Source organism: Stenotrophomonas sp., assembly GCF_035634915.1.
Lineage (GTDB): Bacteria > Pseudomonadota > Gammaproteobacteria > Xanthomonadales > Xanthomonadaceae > Stenotrophomonas.
In genome coordinates, this window is the sequence record NZ_DASQCB010000003.1 from 142700 (window position 1) to 161310 (window position 18611).

18 protein-coding genes are annotated in these 18611 nt (G+C 67.9%); 11 read left to right on the forward strand and 7 right to left on the reverse strand.

What is annotated here, in order from left to right; genetic code table 11:
- Positions 1-44: 44 nt before the first annotated feature.
- From dusB to VER16_RS03680, 3 genes are all read right to left on the reverse strand, one after another.
- Positions 45-1040 carry a tRNA dihydrouridine synthase DusB gene (gene dusB, locus VER16_RS03670; protein ID WP_324805514.1) on the reverse strand — a complete coding sequence of 332 codons (996 nt, stop codon included), beginning with the start codon at positions 1038-1040 and terminating at the stop codon, positions 45-47.
- A gap of 331 nt (positions 1041-1371) precedes the next feature.
- On the reverse strand, positions 1372-2337 hold the full coding sequence (locus VER16_RS03675; protein ID WP_324805515.1) for a ribokinase: 966 nt from the start codon (positions 2335-2337) through the stop codon (positions 1372-1374).
- A 25-nt stretch (positions 2338-2362) separates the two neighbouring features.
- Positions 2363-3661: a NupC/NupG family nucleoside CNT transporter gene (locus VER16_RS03680; RefSeq protein WP_324805516.1), complete on the reverse strand. Its 1299-nt coding sequence runs from the start codon at positions 3659-3661 to the stop codon at positions 2363-2365.
- Between the two features lie 191 nt (positions 3662-3852).
- Here VER16_RS03680 and VER16_RS03685 point away from each other — a divergent pair, with 191 nt between their 5' ends.
- The 4 genes from VER16_RS03685 (at position 3853) to VER16_RS03700 (ending at position 7076) form a co-directional block, all read left to right on the forward strand.
- The gene (locus tag VER16_RS03685; protein ID WP_324805584.1) at positions 3853-4824 is read left to right on the forward strand and encodes an aldo/keto reductase; all 972 of its coding nucleotides are present in this window, start codon (positions 3853-3855) and stop codon (positions 4822-4824) included.
- Positions 4825-5028: 204 nt separating this feature from the next.
- Positions 5029-5223, forward strand: coding sequence for a hemin uptake protein HemP (gene hemP / locus VER16_RS03690; protein ID WP_005412278.1), 195 nt, complete (start codon positions 5029-5031; stop codon positions 5221-5223).
- A 239-nt stretch (positions 5224-5462) separates the two neighbouring features.
- Positions 5463-6065 carry a Hemin transport protein gene (locus VER16_RS03695; RefSeq protein WP_324805517.1) on the forward strand — a complete coding sequence of 201 codons (603 nt, stop codon included), beginning with the start codon at positions 5463-5465 and terminating at the stop codon, positions 6063-6065.
- A gap of 84 nt (positions 6066-6149) precedes the next feature.
- Positions 6150-7076: a DUF6607 family protein gene (locus tag VER16_RS03700; RefSeq protein WP_324805518.1), complete on the forward strand. Its 927-nt coding sequence runs from the start codon at positions 6150-6152 to the stop codon at positions 7074-7076.
- Positions 7077-7208: 132 nt separating this feature from the next.
- Here VER16_RS03700 and VER16_RS03705 read toward each other — a convergent pair whose 3' ends face one another.
- The 3 genes from VER16_RS03705 to VER16_RS03715 all read right to left on the reverse strand — a co-directional run bounded on the left by VER16_RS03705 (position 7209) and on the right by VER16_RS03715 (position 10791).
- Positions 7209-7562, reverse strand: a complete 354-nt coding sequence (locus VER16_RS03705) for a DMT family protein (protein WP_079220666.1) — start codon at positions 7560-7562, stop codon at positions 7209-7211.
- 68 nt (positions 7563-7630) lie between these two features.
- The gene (locus tag VER16_RS03710) at positions 7631-10147 is read right to left on the reverse strand and encodes an ABC transporter permease (protein WP_324805519.1); all 2517 of its coding nucleotides are present in this window, start codon (positions 10145-10147) and stop codon (positions 7631-7633) included.
- Positions 10144-10791: an ABC transporter ATP-binding protein gene (locus VER16_RS03715; RefSeq protein WP_108767784.1), complete on the reverse strand. Its 648-nt coding sequence runs from the start codon at positions 10789-10791 to the stop codon at positions 10144-10146. Before VER16_RS03715 ends, VER16_RS03710 begins: the two co-directional genes overlap by 4 nt.
- A 75-nt stretch (positions 10792-10866) precedes the next feature.
- Between VER16_RS03715 and VER16_RS03720 the strand changes: the two genes are divergently transcribed.
- The 3 genes from VER16_RS03720 to VER16_RS03730 all read left to right on the forward strand — a co-directional run bounded on the left by VER16_RS03720 (position 10867) and on the right by VER16_RS03730 (position 13733).
- Complete coding sequence (locus VER16_RS03720; RefSeq protein WP_324805520.1) at positions 10867-11511, forward strand: arylesterase; 645 nt, start codon at positions 10867-10869, stop codon at positions 11509-11511.
- 86 nt (positions 11512-11597) lie between these two features.
- Entirely contained in the window at positions 11598-12311 is a 714-nt protein-coding gene (locus VER16_RS03725; protein ID WP_002811889.1) for a response regulator transcription factor, read from the forward strand.
- A gap of 150 nt (positions 12312-12461) precedes the next feature.
- Entirely contained in the window at positions 12462-13733 is a 1272-nt protein-coding gene (locus VER16_RS03730) for a HAMP domain-containing sensor histidine kinase (RefSeq protein WP_324805521.1), read from the forward strand.
- Between the two features lie 280 nt (positions 13734-14013).
- Here the strand turns inward: VER16_RS03730 and VER16_RS03735 are convergent, their stop codons facing one another.
- The gene (locus VER16_RS03735) at positions 14014-14715 is read right to left on the reverse strand and encodes an SGNH/GDSL hydrolase family protein (protein WP_324805522.1); all 702 of its coding nucleotides are present in this window, start codon (positions 14713-14715) and stop codon (positions 14014-14016) included.
- Positions 14716-14928: 213 nt separating this feature from the next.
- Between VER16_RS03735 and VER16_RS03740 the strand changes: the two genes are divergently transcribed.
- From VER16_RS03740 to VER16_RS03755, 4 genes are all read left to right on the forward strand, one after another.
- A complete protein-coding gene (locus VER16_RS03740; RefSeq protein WP_324805523.1) occupies positions 14929-15324 on the forward strand; it encodes a diacylglycerol kinase in 396 nt (131 codons plus the stop codon).
- 32 nt (positions 15325-15356) lie between these two features.
- Positions 15357-16106, forward strand: a complete 750-nt coding sequence (locus tag VER16_RS03745) for a TerC family protein (RefSeq protein ID WP_324805524.1) — start codon at positions 15357-15359, stop codon at positions 16104-16106.
- A 157-nt stretch (positions 16107-16263) separates the two neighbouring features.
- Positions 16264-17424, forward strand: coding sequence for an MFS transporter (locus VER16_RS03750; protein ID WP_324805525.1), 1161 nt, complete (start codon positions 16264-16266; stop codon positions 17422-17424).
- A gap of 566 nt (positions 17425-17990) precedes the next feature.
- On the forward strand, positions 17991-18608 hold the full coding sequence (locus VER16_RS03755) for a LemA family protein (protein WP_324805526.1): 618 nt from the start codon (positions 17991-17993) through the stop codon (positions 18606-18608).
- Positions 18609-18611: the final 3 nt, after the last annotated feature.

Sequence of the window (18611 nt, forward strand, 5' to 3'; positions counted from 1 at the left end):
GGGAAAGCCAGTCGAGCAGGCTCGACGCTACGGTGTGCGGGCGCTCAGGCAGCCGAAGGCATCGCCGGTTCACCTGCAATCAGGCGGTCGAAATACTCGGCAGTCAGTGCGATCTGGCTGGTCGGATCTTCGGCACGGTTGACCACCGCGCGGAAGGCCGCGTTTTCAGGCCGGTCCTTGGCGTACCAGCCCAGATGCTTGCGGGCGATGCGCACGCCCTGCGGTTCACCGTAGAACGCATGCAGCGCGTGCAGGTGGCCCAGCAGGATGTCGCGCACTTCCTGCAGCGAGGGCGGCGGCAGTTCCTGGCCGGTGGCCAGGTAGTGCGCCACTTCGCGGAAGATCCAGGGTCGCCCCTGTGCGGAACGGCCGATCATCACCGCGTCCACGCCGGTCTGCTGCAGCACATGGGCGGCCTTCTGCGGCGAATCAATATCGCCGTTGGCGATGACCGGGATGCGCAGCGCCGCCTTGATCTCACCGATGGTGCCGTACTCGGCCTGGCCGGTGTAATGCTGGTCGCGGGTGCGGCCGTGCACGGCCAGCGCGGCGATGCCGCTGTCCTCGGCGATGCGCGCGATCACCGGCCCGTTGCGATGGTCGCAGTCCCAGCCGGTGCGGATCTTCAGGGTGACCGGCACGTCCACTGCGTTGACCACGGCTTCGAGGATGCGCGCCACCAGCAGCTCATCGCGCATCAGTGCCGAGCCCGCCCAGGCGTTGCACACCTTCTTGGCCGGGCAGCCCATGTTGATGTCGATGATCTGCGCGCCATGGTCGACGTTGTAGCGCGCCGCGTCAGCCAGCTGCTGCGGCTCGGTGCCGGCAATCTGCACGCTGATCGGCGCCGGCTCACCCTCGTGGTCCATGCGGTGGATCGACTTGCGCGTGGTCCAGAAGCGCGGGTCGCTGATGGTCATTTCCGAGGCGGCCAGACCCGCGCCCAGCCGTTTGCACAGCAGGCGGAAGGGCTTGTCGGTGACGCCGGCCATGGGCGCCAGCACGACGTTGGGGGCAATGGTGTACGGGCCGATCTGCATGTGCCCATTGTAGGGCGCGGGGGGCGCTGCCGCGGCGTCAACGGTGGCCCTGTTCAGGCCCATCCGGACCGACCTCATGCCACACCGGCATCAGCAGATGCTTGATGGTCGGTTCCGCCGCCCCCATGGCTGGGTCAGGGTGGGCGGCTGGGTGGTGGGGGAAGGCCCATCCACGCATGGCGTGGATCTACTGCGCCGGAGCCTGCATCCACGTATGGCGCGGCACATACACCCGGTAGATCCACGCCATGCGTGGATGGCGCGTGTCGCCGGACACAAAAAACCCCGGTCGTTCGCACGACCGGGGTTTTCATCCACGCATGGCGTGGCTTTATTTCATTTCAGCGTCGGCCGGGGTGAAGCGCGGCATCGCCGCGGCGGCACCTTCCTTCTCGGTGGAACGGCCGGCGAACTGGTTGGCGAAGCGCACGTGGCGGGCAAACGGTGCGTCCGGCACCTGGGCGATCGAGGCCGCCAGCGCACCGTTGAAGGCATCACCGGCACCGGTGGTGTCGATCGCCTGCACCTGTTCGGCGCCCACGCGGTAGTACGGCTGGGTGTCGCCACGCAGGTTCTCGTCGGCGTGCGAAACGAACACGCCCACCGCACCCAGGGTGACCACCACGGTGCCGTTGCCGACCAGCTTGCGGCACAGCGCGTGCAGGCTGGCGCCATCCAGCGCGGCCACGTCGTCGGCATCCACGCGCTCACCCACGTGGCGGCCGAGCAGCGAAGCGAACTCGGTCTCGTTCGGGGTCAGCACGTCGGCCAGCTTCAGCAGGCCGATGCTGGACGGGGCGTCGGCCGGTGCGGCGTTCAGCACGGTGGTGACACCGGCCTCGCGCGCCGCAGCCAGCGCGGCTTCAATCGTCTGCACCGGCGATTCCAGCTGCACCAGCACCACCTTGGCACCGGCCAGCAGCGACTGCTGCTGTTCCAGGAACCCGGTGCTCAGTGCGGCGTTGGCGCCGGGGCCGATGACGATGGTGTTGCGGCCACGGGCATCGACGTAGATGCCGGCGGTGCCGGTCGGCTCGCTGCTGGCCTCGGCGATCAGCGCGAAGCCATCCTGTGCGGCCAGGTCACGCGCCGTCGCGCCACCGGCGTCATCGCCCAGGGCGCACACGAACGTGGTGTCGGCGCCGGCACGGCAGGCGGCCACGGCCTGGTTGAAGCCCTTGCCACCCGGGCCGGTGCTGTAGCGGCCGGCAATGGTCGCGCCCGGCGCCGGCAGCGCTTCGCACCGCCACACGTGATCGACATTGAAGGAACCGACGACAACGACACTGCTGCTCATAGGGGATTTCTTCTCAAACAAGGGTTCAACTGAAGTGCGTCAGCACGCCGGCGATGGTCGCCGTCATGAAGGTGGCGATGGTACCGCCCAGCACCGCGCGCAGGCCGAACTTGGCCAGGTCGTGGCGACGTTCCGGGGCCAGGCCACCGATACCGCCGATCTGGATCGCGATCGAGCTGAAGTTGGCGAAGCCGCACAGGGCGTAGGTGGCGATCAGGCGGCCTTCGTCGGACAGCGACACGCCGGCGATCTGGCCGTTCACGATCTGCGACAGCTCGGTGTAGGCCACGAACTCGTTGATGACGACCTTCTGGCCGATCAGCGAGCCGACGGTGGTGGCATCGGCCCACGGGGTGCCGATGACCCAGGCGATCGGGGCCAGCAGGTAGCCGAAGATGGTCGACAGGTTGGTCGGCTTGCCGATCGCGGCAGCCAGGCCGGTGACATCACCGATCCAGGTCAGCGGCGCGTTCAGCAGGGCGATCAGGGCGATGAAGGCCAGCAGCATCGCGCCGATGTTCAGCGCCAGCTTCAGGCCGTCGCCAGCGCCGGCCGCAGCCGCGTCGATGATGTTGCTGGAGGTCTTCTCCACTTCCATCTTCACCGTGCCGCGGGTCAGCGGGGTGCCGGTTTCCGGAATCAGCAGCTTGGCCACGACCAGGGTGGCCGGGGCCGCCATGATGCTGGCCGCCAGCAGATGCTTGGCGTAGAAGGCCTGCTGCGCCGGGTCACCGCCGCCGAGCATGCCCACGTAGGCCGCCAGCACGCCGCCGGCAATGTGCGCCATGCCGCCGATCATCATGGTCAGCAGCTCGGACTGGGTCATCTTCGCGATGTACGGGCGCACGGTCAGCGGCGCCTCGGTCTGGCCGATGAAGACGCTGGCGCAGACGCTGGTGGTTTCCGCACCGGACACGCGCATCACCTTGGTGATCGACCACGCCATCACGCGGACGATGGCCTGCATGACGTTCAGGTGGTACATCACGCCCATCAGCGCCGAGAAGAAGATGATGGTCGGCAGCACCTGGAAGGCGAAGATGAAGCCGTAGTTCTGGGTGTCCATCAGCGAGCCGAAGATGAAGCCCGAACCTTCATTGACGAAGCTGAGGATCTTGACGAAGCCCTTGCCCAGGGCATCGAACACGTCGCGCCCGCCGGGCACCAGGATCACCAGCGCCGCAAATGCGATCTGCAGGGTGATGCCGGTGATGACCAGCTTCCAGTCCACCGCACGCTTGTTGTTGGAAAACAGCCAGGTGATGCCGATCAGCACCGCCAACCCGAAAAGGCCGAAGCCGATCCTGCCCAAACCTTCGACCATGAGAGCTCCCCCCGGGGGCGCGCGAAAAACGGGAAGCCTAGTGCAGGGCCGGGGCTGGGGCAAGGAAAAGCGGCGTGCGCGGGCCCATCGGCACCGATCAGGCCAGCAACCGCAAGGGCTGGGCGCCGCTGGGGCCGGGTAGAATGGGGCTCGATCCCGGCCCGTATGCGGGCCTGCAACAGGAGAATCGCATGCTCTACCGCCGCCTCGGCTCCTCCGGCCTGCCGGTGTCCGCCCTGTCCTTCGGGGCGTGGGTGACCTTCGGCGACCAGGTGCCGCGTGACGAGGCCCGCAACCTGGTCGCCGCCGCCTGGGATCACGGCATCAATTTCTTCGACAACGCCGAGGGCTACGCCAACGGCCGCGCCGAGCAGGTGATGGGCGATGTGATCGCCGACCTGCGCCTGCCGCGCGACGGCTTCTGCGTGTCCAGCAAGGTGTTCTTCGGCAGTGCCAAGGACCCGCGGCCGACCCAGCGCGGCCTGTCGCGCAAGCATGTGACCGACGCCTGCCATGCCGCGCTCAAGCGCCTGCGGGTGGATTACCTGGACCTTTATTACTGCCACCGCCCGGATCCGGACGCGCCGATCGTGGAGACCGTGCATGCCATGGACACCCTGGTCCGGCAGGGCAAGGTGCTGTACTGGGGCACCTCGGAGTGGTCGGCTGCGCAGATCCAGGAGGCGGTGGACATCGCCGCGCGCCATAACTGGCAGGCGCCGTCGATGGAGCAGCCGCAGTACAACCTGCTGCACCGTGAGCGGGTGGAGGTGGAGTACGCCCCGCTGTACGCCAGCGCCGGGCTGGGCACCACCATCTTCTCGCCGTTGGCCTCGGGCCTGCTCAGTGGCAAGTACGACCAGGGCATTCCCGCCGATGCGCGGCTGGGCCGCGAGGGCATGGGCTGGCTGCAGGACCTGGTGCTGGGCCAGAACGCGGCCGTGCGCTTGGCCCAGGTGCGTCGCTTCAGCGAGGTCGCCGCCGAGCTGGGCCATGCCCCGGCCAGCCTGGCCATCGCCTGGTGCCTGCGCAATCCCCATGTGTCCAGCGTGATCCTTGGCGCCAGCCGGGTCAGCCAGCTGCTGCAGAACCTGGAGGCGCTGGAGGTGCTGGAAAAGGTGGACGATGCCGGCTGGGCTCGGGTGGAAGCGGCCTTCGTCTGACCGCTCTTTGTAGAGTCGAGCCATGCTCGACTCCGCGCGCTCGAAAAACAGTCGAGCATGGCTCGACTCTGCGTTTTGATTGATGTGATCTATCGAAATTGAGAAATCGATCATAAATCTCATCAATGGAATTGAGAATGCTTGTTGATTGTTAACTGAGAATCATTATCATCTAACTCGTCCCTCGCACGAGTCCAGATGCTCATGAATGCTCAACCTGTACTGCTGCGCCCCGAAACGCTGACCCTGCGCGACCGCCCGGTGCGTGTCGTTCCGCCGGAAGAAGTGATCGACAGCGAAGCCCTGCTGAAGGGCCGCCGCGAAATCCTGATCCAGCACGGCGACCGTTTCTACCGGCTGCGCCACACCAGCAACGACAAGCTGATCCTGACCAAGTAACGCGGTCTGGTCGCCCGCCGCCCTCCCTCCTGCCGGCAGCGCTGGCAGGGTGGGCGACCCGTCCGCTCCCGCTCTCTCCCCCTCGGCTGTCCGTGCACGCCTGGCGTGCCGGTGGCCGGGGGCTCCCCCTGCCTGGTCAGGCCCTAGCCGATGACCTGTTGCCTCGCCGCGCGTCCAACCGACGCGTACGCCATCGGTCCGACCTTGTCGGCCACCCCTGTCGCTTCCTGGTGAATCCCATGAGCCGAGCCCTGTCCGCCCGTCGCCTGTCGTCCTTCCTGCCGCACCACGCGCTGCAGGCCTGGCCCACGCCGGCGCAGCTGGCTGCGCTGGGTACCGTGCTGTGCCTGTACCACGCCGACAGCAGCGAGCTGGGCGGCTGGCGCCAGGCTGTGTCGGTGCATGCCTGCCAAGGCGTGGACAGCGAGGGCCTGCGCGAAAGCCTGTGCTTCCTCGATGGCCGTGGCCGCTGCGTGTGGCGCCTGTACCTGCTGCCCGACAGCGATTTCCTCGCCTGGGACCGGCTGGTGGCATCGCTGCCGCCGGGCCCGCAGCACGATGCCGAAGGCAGTGTCGGCGAACGCCTGTGGCGGCGCCTGGCCGGCCACCTGGGCGGCCAGCGCTGGCGCCTGTGCGCGCTGCGCCTGCACGCCGCTGACGACGGCAGCACCCTGGCCGCCAGCCTGTCCACGCTGTCCTCGCTGGGGGCCACCACGGCCCGCCGTATTGCTCGCCTGGAAGGTGCCGAGGGCGAACTCTCCATCGATGACTGCTGCTGCGCCGACGCCGCCCGCAGGCCTGCGCCGCGCCTCCCCGGCGACCTGCCGCTGGTGCATCTCTGAACCCGGTTTGATGGAACCCTGATGGATCGATTGCGGCCACGGATGGCCACCCATCGAACCTGACACTCCCCAAGGAACTCCCTGATGAAGTCGCACGCCGCCAGCGTGATGCTGCTGTTTGCCGTCGCCGGTGCCGCCAGTGCCCAGCCCACCGATATCGCCCGTGACCACGCCAGCATCCTGGCCATGCAGGGCGAATACACCGTGGATTTCGCCTTCGATGAAACCGTGCTGCTGAAGCCCGGCTATGAGCGCGCACCGGCCATGCGCAGCGCTGGCAACGAAGTGGTGATCGTGGTCGAGGACAGCCCGCAGCGCATCGTCCTGCAGCACCTGCTGGTGGACGCGAAGAGCGGCCATGTCACCAAGCACTGGCGGCAGGATTGGGTGTATGAAGCGCGCAACCGCTTCGAGTTCAGCGCCGACCAGACCTGGCAGGTACGCACGATCGACGCGGCCACCCACAAGGGGGCCTGGACCCAATGCGTGTACGAGGTGAGTGACGCGCCGCGCTACTGCGGCACCGGTACCTGGACCTACGACAACAACGTCCCGACCTGGACCAGCGACATCAGCTGGCGCCCGTTGCCGCGCCGCGAATACACCCGGCGCAGCGACTACAACGCGCTGGCCGTGGTCAACCGCCACACGCTCACCCCCAACGGCTGGACCCACGAGCAGTTCAACACCAAGGTGCAGCGCAACGCCGACGGCAGCCAGGTCGAGATCGCCCGCGAGTTCGGCTTCAACGATTACGCCAGGACCACCGAAGTCGATTTCAGCCCCGCGCGCGATTACTGGAAGGCCACCGCCGGCTACTGGGCGAAGGTGCGCCAGCGCTGGGACGGCTTCCTGACCCGGGCCCCGGGCGTGCACCTGAAGACCAGGCTCGATGGCATGGCGATGATCATCCCGCTGTTCACCCAGGCCGACGATATCCAGTCGGGCAAGAAGGTGAAGGACGAACAGATCGACGCCGTGTTCGCCGAGTTCGTGGAAAAGGCCCGGTAACGCCGGGCCGCAACCGCAGACGTAACGGCATCCACGCATGGCGTGGATCTACTGGAACCGGTCGTCAGTAGATCCACGCCACGCGTGGATGCCGTCATCCGTCAGTAGATCCACGCCATGCGTGGATGGCCCTTATTCCTTGAACATCAAAAACGCCGCCAGCACGATCAACCCGAACGCGGCGTAGTGGTTCCACTTCAACGGCTGGCCCAGGTAGAACGCGGAGAACACCGCAAACACCACCAGGGTGATCACTTCCTGCATGCCCTTCAGCTGCGGCGCCGAATACACCGCGCTGCCCAGGCGGTTGCCGGGCACCTGCAGGCAGTATTCGAAGAAGGCGATGCCCCAGCTGACCATGATGACCATCATCAGCGGCGCGCTCTTGTACTTGAGGTGGCCGTACCAGGCGAAGGTCATGAAGATGTTGCTGCCAAGCAGCAGCAACACCGGGTACAGGTAAGCAGCGAACGACGTGCCGGGCATCCGGGCGATCTCATCGGGTGGGGCGCGCAGCATACCGCCGGTCCCACCCGCTGCGTGTCACGGCCGCGTCAGGCCTCGCGCAGGGCCAGTGCCGGCGGGGTGTGCAGGATCGCCCGCGTGCCCCACCAGCCGGCCAGCAGGCTCAGGCCGATGCCGACCACACCGCCCAGCAGCAGGCCCGGCCAAGGCGGCAGCAGCGGCAGTTCAAACACCTTCTGCGACACCGCCACGCCGATGCCGGCCGCCGCGCCCACTGCCAGCAACGCGGCCAGTGCACCCAACGCCCCGAACTCCACCAGCACCGCACCGCGCAGCTGGCGCCGGGTCGCGCCCAGCGTACGCAGCACCGCGCTGTCGTAGCGGCGCTCGCCGGCGGTGGCCTGCAGCGCGGCCAGCAGCACCAGCACACCGGCCAGCAGACTGAACACCATCACCAGCTGCACCGCCTGCGCGACGCGGTTCATCACCTCGCGCACCTGCGAGATCACCGCGTCCACATCGAGCAGCGACAGGTTCGGCTGTTCGCGCACCAGCGCACCCAGCCCCGCCGCCTTGCCCGCCGGCAGATGGAAGGCCGACAGCAGGTTGTGCGGCGTATCGCCCACCGCATTGGGGTTGAGCAGCACGAAGAAGTTCGGGCGGAAGGTGTTCCAGTCCGCTTTGCGCACGCTGGTGATGGTGAACTCACGCTCCTGCTCGCCCACGGCAATGGTGATGCGGTCGCCCATGTGCACGCCGTAGCGCTTGGCCCAACCCGTTTCCACCGAGGCTTCCGGCGCGGTGCTGTCGGCCTTCCAGAACGTGCCATCGACCAGGGTGTTGGCCGGCGGGAAGGTACTGCGCCAGCTGAAGTTCAACGGCCGGTTCTCATCATCGTCGTCGCGCTGGCCTTCACCCTGCGCCGGCTGGCCGCTCTGTTCCGGCGTACGGTCCACGCGCAGCGGCGGCTTGCCGTTGATCGCGATCAGGCGGCCGGTGGCCATCGGTTCGACGCTGGCATCGGCCGCGCCCAGCCCCTGCAACGCGGCCAGCACGTGGTCGCGCTGTTCGGGCTGGATGTTGATGAGGAAGTAGTTGGGGGTGTTTTCCGGCAGGCGCTCACGCCACTGCTGCAGCAGGCCGGGGCCGGTCACCGCCAGCAGCAACAGCGCACACAGCGACAGCGACAGGCCCACCAGCTGCATCACCGCCAACATCCGCCGCCTTGTCAGCGCCGCCAGGCCCAGCCGCCAGTTGCCATGCAGGCGGTGCTGCAGCCCACGCAGCAGCTGCAGCAGCACGAAGCCCACCACGCCGGCGGCCACGGCCAGCGCGGCCAGACCACCCAGCACCCACAGCGCCAGCTTCAGATTGCCGGTGACCTGCACCGCCAGCACCAGGCTGGCAGCCAGCGCCGCCACGTAGGCCAGCAGCGACGCCGGCGGCAGGGCAGCGAAAGAGCGGTTGAGCACGCGCATCGGCGGCACCCCGCGCAGGCGCAGCAGCGGCGGCAGGCCAAAGCCGAACAACAGCAGCAGGCCAATGCCTGCGCCGGTCAGCGCCGGGGTCGCCTCGGGCAATGGCAGGCGCTGCGGCACCAGGCTGCCCAGCACCTGCACCAGGCCTTCCTGTGCGGCCATGCCCAGGCCGATGCCGAGCACGCAGGCTGGCACCGCCAGCATCAGCAGCTGCAGCGCCAGGCCAGCGAGGATGTCGCGCTGGCGCGCGCCCAGGCAGCGCAGGATCGCCACCTGGTCGATACGGCGCAGGGCGAAGCGGTTGGCCGCCAGCGCGGTGGCCACGCCGGCCAGCAGCACCGCCAGCAGCGCGCTCAGGCCCAGGAAGCGGCCGGCCAGATCGAAGGCCTGGCGCACGCCGCGCTGGGTGTCGTCCACGCTCAGCAGGCGCATGCCCTTCACCTGCGGCAGCAGCCACTGCCGGTATGCGGCCACCTGGTCGGGTGCACCGGCCACCATCAGCCGGTAGTTGATGCGGCTGCCCGGCCCGAGCAGGCCGGTGCCATCGACATCGGCGCGGTTGACCAGCAGGGTGGGGGAGAGCGTGAGCAGGTCGCCGCCGGTATCCGGCTCGGCCTCGATGATGCCGGCCACGCGCAGCGTGCCCGCCCCGAACTCCAGCGCATCACCCACCTTCAGGCCCAGCGCCTGCAGCAGGCGCGGGTCGGCATAGGTCTGGCCCTGCGGCGGCATGCCGGCATCGGCGATCAGCGCGCCGCCCGGCGTGGCCCGCACCCGCAGCGTGCCGCGCAGCGGGTAGCCGGCCTGCACCGCCTTGATGCTGGCCATCTGGCTGGCATCACCGTTGAACAGCACGCTGCCGAAGCCGGCGATGCGGGTGGAGGTCAGTCCGCGCCGCTGTGCTTCCTCGGCGAAGGCTGCGGGTGGATCGTTGCGCCCGGCCACGCCGAGGTCGCCGCCCAGCATCTCGGCCGCGCTGCCGGTCAGGGCCAGGTTGACCCGGTTCACCAGCGTGCCGACGGCGGTCATCACCGCCACGCCCAGCACCAGCGCGGCGAATACGGTCAGCAGGTCACCGGCCAGGGCTTCGCGGCGCAGCGCGCGCCAGGCGTGCCGCAGCAGGTTCATGCCTGCGCCCCGTACTCGACCGCCTGCAGGCGGCCGTTGTCGATGCGGTGGATGTACTGGCAGCGCTGGGCCAGGCGCAGGTCGTGGGTGACCAGCACCAGGGTGGTGCCGCTGCCGGCATTGAGTTCGAACAGCAGGTCGCTGATGTGCTGGCCGGTGGCCTGGTCCAGCGACCCGGTGGGTTCATCGGCGAACAGGATGCGCGGGCGGGTGACGAATGCGCGGGCCAGGGCCACGCGCTGCTGTTCGCCGCCGGACAGCTGTCGCGGGTAGTGGCGGGCGCGGTGCGAGAGGCCGACCTGGGCCAGCACCTCGTCGACCCGCGCGCGGTCCTCGCGGCCGGCCAGTTCCAGCGGCAGTGCGACGTTTTCGGCCGCCGTCAGCGCCGGCAGCAGGTGGAAGCTCTGGAACACGAAGCCCACTTCGCGCGCGCGCAGCTGCGCCCGGGCTTCCTCGTCCAGCGCGCCCAGCGCCTGCCCGGCCAGGGTGATGCCGCCGCGGCTGGGCAGGTCCAGCCCGGCCAGCAGGCCGAGCAGGGTGGTCTTGCCGGAACCGGAGGCCCCGACAATCGCCACGCTGGTGCCTTCATGGACGGTGAGGGTGATGTTGTCCAGTATGTGGACTTCACCCTCCGGGCCATGCACGGATTTGCCGACCTGGTCGACGGCGATGGCGACGGACGCGCTGCGGGGGGACAGGCTGTCGATGAGGAGACTCCAATGCGCATTACAGGATGGAGCCGGCAAGCCGGCACGATGATGGTGCTGCTGCTAGGGTTGCTGCTGTGGTCCGGGCTGGCGTGTGCCAAAGGTCCGGCCGGCACCGTGCTGGTGCTCGGTGACAGCCTCAGTGCTGCCCACAATATCCCGGCCGATGCAGGCTGGGTCAGCCTGCTGGACAAGCGGGTCAGGCAGCAGTCGAAAACCCCGCCCCGCATTGTCAACGCCAGCATGAGCGGGGAAACCACCGCCGGCGCGCTGACCCGCCTGCCCGGCCTGCTGGCCAGGGAGAAACCCATGGTGGTGGTGATCGCGCTGGGCGGCAACGACGCCCTGCGCGGGCTGACCCCGGCACAGGTGCAGGGCAACCTGGAAAAGATGCTGCTGGCCAGCCGCGCCGCCGGCGCCAAGGTGCTGCTGCTGGGCATCGACGTGCCGCCCAACTATGGCCCGGCGTACCGCCAGCGCCTGGCCGCCGCCTACCGCGCGCTGGCCGACAAGTACAAGGTGCCGCTGCTGCCGTTCCTGCTGGAGGGCGTGGCCCTGCAGCCGGGGCTGATGCAGGCCGACGGCCTGCACCCCACCGCACAGGCCCAGCCGAAGGTGCTGGACAACGTCTGGCCGCTGCTCAAGCCCCTGCTGTAATTTTTTTTCAGCATCTTGAACGAACTTCACATCGCGTCCACCGTCGATGCGGCATGTTTCACAAAGCTGAAGACAGAGGTACTCATATGCGTCAGACGAAGGAGACTTCCGGCTTGGTGCTGGTGGTCGAGGACAACCGCAACATCTCCGAGATGATCGGCGAATACCTGGAAGGCCGTGGCTTCGAGGTGGACTATGCGCAGGATGGCCTGGACGGCTACCGTCTGGCCGCTGAAAACAGCTACGACGTGGTCGTGCTGGACCTGATGCTGCCGCGCCTGGATGGCATCGAAGTGTGCCGCCGACTGCGCAACGATGCGCGCAAGTCAACGCCGGTGCTGATGCTGACCGCGCGCGACACGCTGGACGACAAGCTCACCGGCCTCGGGTTCGGTGCCGATGATTACCTGACCAAGCCGTTCGCCATCCAGGAACTGGAAGCCCGCCTGCGCGCGCTGATCCGCCGTGAACGTCGCCAGGTCGGTTCGGAAGTGCTCAAGGTCGCCGACCTGGTGCTCGACCCGGTCAGCATGCGGGCGACCCGTGCCGGTACCGAGCTGCAGCTTTCGCCGATCGGCCTGCGCCTGCTGACCATCCTGATGCGCGAATCGCCGCGTGTGGTCACCCGCCAGGAAATCGAACGCGAGATCTGGGGCAACGGGCTGCCGGATTCGGACACCCTGCGCAGCCACCTGTACAACCTGCGCAAGATCATCGACAAGCCGTTCGACCGTCCGTTGCTGCACACCGTGCAGAGCGCCGGTTACCGCATCGCCGACATCGCCCAGCCGATGGCCTGAGCCGTGCTGGTGCAGGAACAAGCCCGCCCCGGCTCCGGCCGGGTCGCGGGGCAGGGAACGGGCCCTTGCTCGTGCCGGCGGTCACCGTCCGTGCACGACGATGGCACGACGCGCTGCCTATAATCGCAGCGCTTCGACCGGGACCCCGCAATGCCGCACGGCCTGCCGCGCAAGATCCGTATCGCTTTCATCCTGCAGGCCGTGCTGGCCAGCCTGGGCGTCCTGCTGGGTGCATGGCTGGTCTCGCTGGTCATCAAGCACAGTCTGGTCGGTGCGGCCCTGCGCGAAGAGGCCGCCTACTACTGGACGCTGCACGAGGCTTCGCCCACGCAGCCGCCCCCCAATACCCAGAACATCCGCGGTTACCTGCTCGAGCGCGGGCGCTCCAGCCTGTCGCTTCCGGCTAATCTGCGCGGCCTTGAACCCGGCTTCCACGAGCTGCCCGGCGATGACCAGCTGGTGCTGGTCGATGCCCGGCCGCAGGGCCGGCTGTACCTGGTGTTCCTGCGCTCGCGCGCGGAAATGCTGGCGTTCTGGTTCGGCATCGTGCCGGTGCTGCTGACCCTGCTGGCCGTCTACGGCGCCAGCTGGGTGACCTACCGCGCTTCCAAACGCCTGGTCTCGCCGGTGAACTGGCTGGCCCGGCGCGTCTCACGCTGGGACCCGGGCCACCCCGAGGCGGCCGACCTTGAGCCGGATAAGCTGCCGGCCGACATGCAGGGCGAGACCCGCCAGCTGGCGGCGGCGCTGCATTCACTGGCCAACCGGGTCACCGACCATGTGGCCCGCGAGCGCAACTTCACCCGCGATGCCAGCCACGAACTGCGCACGCCGCTCACGGTCATCCGTGTGGCCAGCGACATGGCACTGGGCGATGACAGCCTGGAGCCGCGCCTGCGCCGCAGCCTGCAGCGCATCCAGCGCGCTGGGCGGGACATGGAGGCAGTGATCGACGCGTTCCTGATCCTGGCCCGCGAGGCCGACATCGAACCGCAGATCGAGTTGTTCGATGTCAACGACATCGTCCGCTACGAGGTGGACAACGCCAACGAACTGCTGGCCAACCGGCCGGTGGCGGTGCACCTGCACAGCGCTGGTCCGGTGCAGCTGCATGCGCCGCCGCGGGTGCTGCAGGTGGTGGTCAGCAACCTGGTGCGCAACGCCTGCAACTACACCGATGAAGGCCGCATCGACGTGCAGGTGACCTCTGATCGGGTGGTGGTGCGTGATACCGGCATCGGCATGTCGGCCGAGGCGCTGTCCCGTGCCTTCGAGCCGTTCTACCGCGCTGAACCCGATCGCCCGCAGGGCACTGGCCTTGGCCTGTCGATCGTGCGGCGGCTGTGCGACCGTTTCGGCTGGAAGGTCAGCCTGGCCAGCGAGCCCGGCAAGGGCACCGAAGCCACGGTCATTTTCCGGTAAGGAGCTTCTGCCGGGCTGCACCCGGCACCCGCGGTAGTGCCGGCCGCTGGCCGGCAACTTCAACATCAAATGCGGACATTCCGTGGGATGGCGGGGCGGTGTGGGTTTGCGGGGACGCCGTGAACCCGTCCATGGGGGCTTGGTCGCCGCATCCAAGCGGCTCACGCCCCGCAAACCCACACCGCCCCGCCTCTGACAGATTGCTGCGATCTGCAGTAGATCCACGCCATGCGTGGATGAATCCCGGGTCACGCCAGGCATGGCCCGGCGCACGTCTTGCTCAATCGCACTTCACCTTCGGTGCCACGGCCTTCGTCCAGATCGCATAGCCGGCCGGGGTCATGTGCAGCATGTCCTCGCGGAACAGCGTCGCATCCGGCTGGCCATCGGCGCCCAGCATCGGGGTGTAGATGTCGGTGTAGCCGGTGTTGGGAAGCTTGGCCAGGGCAGCCTTGATCAGTGCGTTGGCCTGGTTGATCGCCGGCAGCAGGTGCGCGCGCGACGGGCTGGGCTTGATCGACAGGTATTCCACCCTGGTCTTCGGCAGGTCGCGGTGCACGCGCTGCACGAAGGCCACCACGTCGTCGCGCACCTGGGTGGCGCTGCGGCCGCTGTTGAGGTCGTTGTCGCCGGCGTAGAAGAACACCTTGCAGGGCGCATACGGCACCACGATCCGGCCGGCATACCAGGTGCTGTCGCGCACTTCCGATCCACCGAAACCACGGTTGAACACCGGCTGGCCCGGGAAGTCCTGGGCCAGGCTCTCCCAGAAGCGGATCGAGGAGCTGCCGATGAACTCGATGCCTCCGCGCGGCGGCGGATTGCTCTGGTCGGCCTTGAGGAAGCTGGCCATGTCACCTTCCCAGGCCACGTTGGACGCCTGCTCGGGCACGCGCGGCGGGGCGGGCGGGCTCAGTGCCTGGGCCAGCGGGGCCAGGGTCAGCAATCCAAGCGACAGCAGGCAGGTACGGGCAACGGACATCAGGGACTCCAGCGAGGGCAGGGGACACCCATCATAGGACTTCACCGCGGTGCCGCGCTTGCCGATGGCGGGCCGTTGGCCGGCCGCCGCGGGGTGCCGCCGTCGCCCTTGTGGCAAAATGGGGGCTGTCTGCCCATTCCTGTGCACCCATGATTGCCTGCCGTGCGTCTGAGCGGTCGCTGCGCCGCGCTCCTGTTGCTGGTTGTTCCCCCCGTGGCTGATCAGTTCGGTCACATGCCCCGCGGTCCGCGCCGCATCTTCCAGGCCGCCCGCTGGTCCTGGCAGGGCCTGCGCGCTGCCTGGCTGCACGAGTCCTCGTTCCGGCTGGAGGTCTACCTGCTGATCGTGCTGACCCCGCCGGCGCTGTGGCTGGGCCAGACCCCGGTCGAGCGCGCGCTGATGATCGGTTCGATGCTGCTGGTGCTGGCGATGGAACTGGCCAACTCGGCCATTGAAGCGGTGATCGAGCGCTACGGCGCGGAGATCCACGAGCTGGCTGGCCGCGCCAAGGACATGGGCTCGGCCGCGGTGTTCGTGCTGATGATGAACGTGCTGCTGTGCTGGGCCCTGGTCGTGGTGCCCCACCTGCTGGCCGGCACGTACGCCTGACCCCCATTCCCCCACTGTCCTGAAGAGTTTCCATGTCCTTTGAGTTCCTCGCCGACCCCAACGCCTGGGTAACCCTGTTTACCCTCAGCGCCCTGGAAATCGTGCTCGGCATCGACAACCTGGTGTTCATTTCCATTGCCGTCAGCAAGCTGCCGGAAGAGCGCCGCCCGTTCGCTCGCAAGCTCGGCATCGCCGTGGCCTGCATCACCCGCATCGCGTTGCTGGTGTCGCTGGCCTACCTGGCGCACATGGCGGCCAACCTGTTCACCGTGGCTGGCATGGGCATCTCCATCCGCGACCTGGTGCTGATCGTGGGCGGCCTGTTCCTCATCATCAAGGGGTACATGGAGATCAAGGAACTGATCACCGGTGGCGAGGATGAAGACCCCAGCACGACCAAGGCCTCGGCCGTGTTCGGCTACGTCATCGCACAGATCGCGGTCATCGACATCGTGTTCTCGCTGGATTCGGTGATCACCGCCGTCGGCATCGCCGACCACATCCCGGTGATGGTCGCCGCCATCCTGCTGTCGGTGCTGGTGATGCTGCTGGCCGCCAACCCGCTGGGCCGCTTCATCGATGCCAACCCGACGGTGAAGATGCTGGCCCTGGCCTTCATCCTGCTGATCGGTGCGGTGCTGATCCTGGACGGCCTGGACGTGCACGTGCCCAAGCCCTACATCTACGCCGCGATGGGCTTCTCGGTGCTGGTGGAGTGGCTGAACCTGCTGATGCGCCGCCGCGCGCGGGATCACAACGTGCCGGGCGCCGGCAACTGGTAAACGATCCACCCAGGACCCCCGGCACTGCCGGGGGTTCTGCGTTATGGGGCCGCCACCTGTGAACCGGGGTCAACACTGTTTTCCCGCGGCGAGGCTTAATCGGCGCCGGCAAAGCGCGCAGGCTGTGCAGCTTCCCGTTTCCTCCCCCAGGAACCCCATGAATTCCAGAGCTGCTCTGCTCGCGCTGGCGGTCGGTGCCTTCGGCATCGGCACCACCGAGTTCACCCCGATGGGCCTGCTGCCGGTCATCGCCGATGGCGTGGACGTCAGCATCCCGACCGCCGGCATGCTGATCACCGCCTACGCCGTGGGCGTGATGGCCGGTGCGCCGGTCATGACCCTGCTGATGGGGCGCTTCTCACGGCGCACCGCGTTGATGCTGCTGATGTCGATCTTCATCGTCGGCAACCTGCTGTCCGCGCTGGCGCCCAACTATGGGCTGCTGTTGCTGTCGCGGCTGGTCACCAGCCTCAACCACGGTGCGTTCTTCGGCATCGGTGCGGTGGTGGCGGCCAGCCTGGTACCCAAGGAAAAGCAGGCGGCAGCGGTGGCGACCATGTTCATGGGCCTGACCATCGCCAACATTGGTGGCGTGCCGCTGGCCACCTGGGTCGGCCAGCAGCTGGGCTGGCGCCTGGCGTTCGCCGGCACGGCGGTGCTGGGCGTGGTGGCGATCAGTGCGCTGGCGCTTGCCCTGCCGGCCTCGGCACCGGGCGCACGCCCGGATGTGCGCCGCGAACTGAAGGCGATCCTGCAGCCGCAGGTGCTGCTGGCGATGGCGACCACGGTGCTGGGTGCCGGTGCGATGTTCACCCTCTACACCTACGTGGCGCCGGTGCTGAGCGAGTTGACCGGTGCCTCCAATGCGTTCATCGCGATGTCGCTGGCCTTGATCGGTATCGGTTTTACCTTCGGCAATGGCATCGGCGGGCGCATGGCCGACTGGTCGCTGGATGGGGCCACGCGCATCCTGCTGGCGTCGCTGGCCGTGCTGATGTTCGTGCTGCCGCTGGCGCTGCTGAACCCTGTGACCGCGGCCATTGGCATGCTGCTGTTCGGCGCGGCGACGTTTGCGATCGTGCCGCCGCTGCAGATCCGGGTGATGCAGGCGGCTACCGATGCGCCGGGGCTGGCGTCGTCGATCAATGTGGGTGCGTTCAACCTCGGCAACGCGGTAGGTGCCGCACTGGGTGGCGCAGTGATCAGCGCGGGCCTGGGCTATGCGGCGATTCCGGTGGCCGGTGGGTTGCTGGCGGTGTCGGGGTTACTGCTGGCGTGGCTGGGGCGGATGCGCGCGCCGGTGGCTGAGGCCTGTTGAACGGTGTGGGGTTCCGGCAGGGCTTGCAGCCCTGCACCCGCTACAGGCCAGGGCAACGTCAACGTCAACGTCAAAGGCCTGCATTCCGTGGGTTGGCGGGGTGGGTCCGGTTGAGGGGGACGCCGTAAACCCGTCCATGGGGGCTTGGTCGCGGCATCCATGCCGCTCACACCCCCTCAACCGGACCCACCCCGCCTTCGACAGTTCTCCGCGATCTGCCGGAACGGCACCCGCTCTGGACGGCACCCGCGTTGGTAGGTGTCGACCTTGGTCGACACGAATGCCTGAAGGATGGGCTTCTGCTTCTGCTCTTGCTCTTTTTGATCTTTCCCGCGGTGCCAGGAAACCGTCCATGGTCGGGAGGGTGGGTTGGCTGGGGGCGTGAGCGCCATGGATGGCGCGACCGAGCCTCCATGGACGGATTCACGGCGTCCCCCAGCCAACCCACCCTCCCGACCACCTCCCGATAACAGCGCACCACCACCGCGGAGGGGGCCCCGCCCGATGGCCGCTCGTTAACGCGAACCATGGCATGCTCGGCAGCCAGTCCACCCGGAACTCCCGCCATGCGCCTGTTCACCCGCGTCCTGCCCCTGATGCTGCTGGCCTCCCTGCTCTCCGGCTGTGGCTACAACGCCATCCAGCAGAAGGATGAGGCGGTCAAGGCCAGCTGGTCCGAAGTGCTCAACCAGTACAAGCGCCGCGCCGATCTGGTGCCCAACCTGGTGCAGACCGTCAAAGGGTTTGCCAGCCAGGAAGAGCGCGTATTGACCGAAGTCACCAACGCCCGCTCGCGCGTGGGCCAGATCAACGTCAATGCCGATGACGAAGCCTCGCTCAAGCAGTTCCAGCAGGCCCAGGGCGAACTGGGCAGTGCGCTGTCGCGCCTGCTGGTGGTCACCGAGAACTACCCCACGCTGAAGTCCGACGCCAACTTCCGCGACCTGCAGGCGCAGCTGGAAGGCACCGAGAACCGCATCACCGTGGCCCGCGGCCGCTACATCCAGCAGGTGCAGGACTACAACACCTACATCCGCTCGTTCCCGCAGCTGGTCACCGCGAAGATCTTCGGCTACCAGCCCAAGCCCAACTTCAGCGTCGAGAACGAGGCGCAGATCTCCAACGCGCCGGCGGTCGATTTCGGCAACGCGCCACAGCAGCCGGCACCGCAGCCGGCGCACTGACCG

What these genes read in the sequence shown, in the direction of transcription:
- dusB (WP_324805514.1), bottom strand. Translation starts at nt 1,040, where the DNA reads ATGCAGATCGGCCCGTACACCATTGCCCCCAACGTCGTGCTGGCGCCC.
- VER16_RS03675 (WP_324805515.1), bottom strand. Translation starts at nt 2,337, where the DNA reads ATGAGCAGCAGTGTCGTTGTCGTCGGTTCCTTCAATGTCGATCACGTG.
- VER16_RS03680 (WP_324805516.1), bottom strand. Translation starts at nt 3,661, where the DNA reads ATGGTCGAAGGTTTGGGCAGGATCGGCTTCGGCCTTTTCGGGTTGGCG.
- VER16_RS03685 (WP_324805584.1), top strand. Translation starts at nt 3,853, where the DNA reads ATGCTCTACCGCCGCCTCGGCTCCTCCGGCCTGCCGGTGTCCGCCCTG.
- hemP (WP_005412278.1), top strand. Translation starts at nt 5,029, where the DNA reads ATGAATGCTCAACCTGTACTGCTGCGCCCCGAAACGCTGACCCTGCGC.
- VER16_RS03695 (WP_324805517.1), top strand. Translation starts at nt 5,463, where the DNA reads ATGAGCCGAGCCCTGTCCGCCCGTCGCCTGTCGTCCTTCCTGCCGCAC.
- VER16_RS03700 (WP_324805518.1), top strand. Translation starts at nt 6,150, where the DNA reads ATGAAGTCGCACGCCGCCAGCGTGATGCTGCTGTTTGCCGTCGCCGGT.
- VER16_RS03705 (WP_079220666.1), bottom strand. Translation starts at nt 7,562, where the DNA reads ATGCCCGGCACGTCGTTCGCTGCTTACCTGTACCCGGTGTTGCTGCTG.
- VER16_RS03710 (WP_324805519.1), bottom strand. Translation starts at nt 10,147, where the DNA reads ATGAACCTGCTGCGGCACGCCTGGCGCGCGCTGCGCCGCGAAGCCCTG.
- VER16_RS03720 (WP_324805520.1), top strand. Translation starts at nt 10,867, where the DNA reads ATGCGCATTACAGGATGGAGCCGGCAAGCCGGCACGATGATGGTGCTG.
- VER16_RS03725 (WP_002811889.1), top strand. Translation starts at nt 11,598, where the DNA reads ATGCGTCAGACGAAGGAGACTTCCGGCTTGGTGCTGGTGGTCGAGGAC.
- VER16_RS03730 (WP_324805521.1), top strand. Translation starts at nt 12,462, where the DNA reads ATGCCGCACGGCCTGCCGCGCAAGATCCGTATCGCTTTCATCCTGCAG.
- VER16_RS03735 (WP_324805522.1), bottom strand. Translation starts at nt 14,715, where the DNA reads ATGTCCGTTGCCCGTACCTGCCTGCTGTCGCTTGGATTGCTGACCCTG.
- VER16_RS03745 (WP_324805524.1), top strand. Translation starts at nt 15,357, where the DNA reads ATGTCCTTTGAGTTCCTCGCCGACCCCAACGCCTGGGTAACCCTGTTT.
- VER16_RS03750 (WP_324805525.1), top strand. Translation starts at nt 16,264, where the DNA reads ATGAATTCCAGAGCTGCTCTGCTCGCGCTGGCGGTCGGTGCCTTCGGC.
- VER16_RS03755 (WP_324805526.1), top strand. Translation starts at nt 17,991, where the DNA reads ATGCGCCTGTTCACCCGCGTCCTGCCCCTGATGCTGCTGGCCTCCCTG.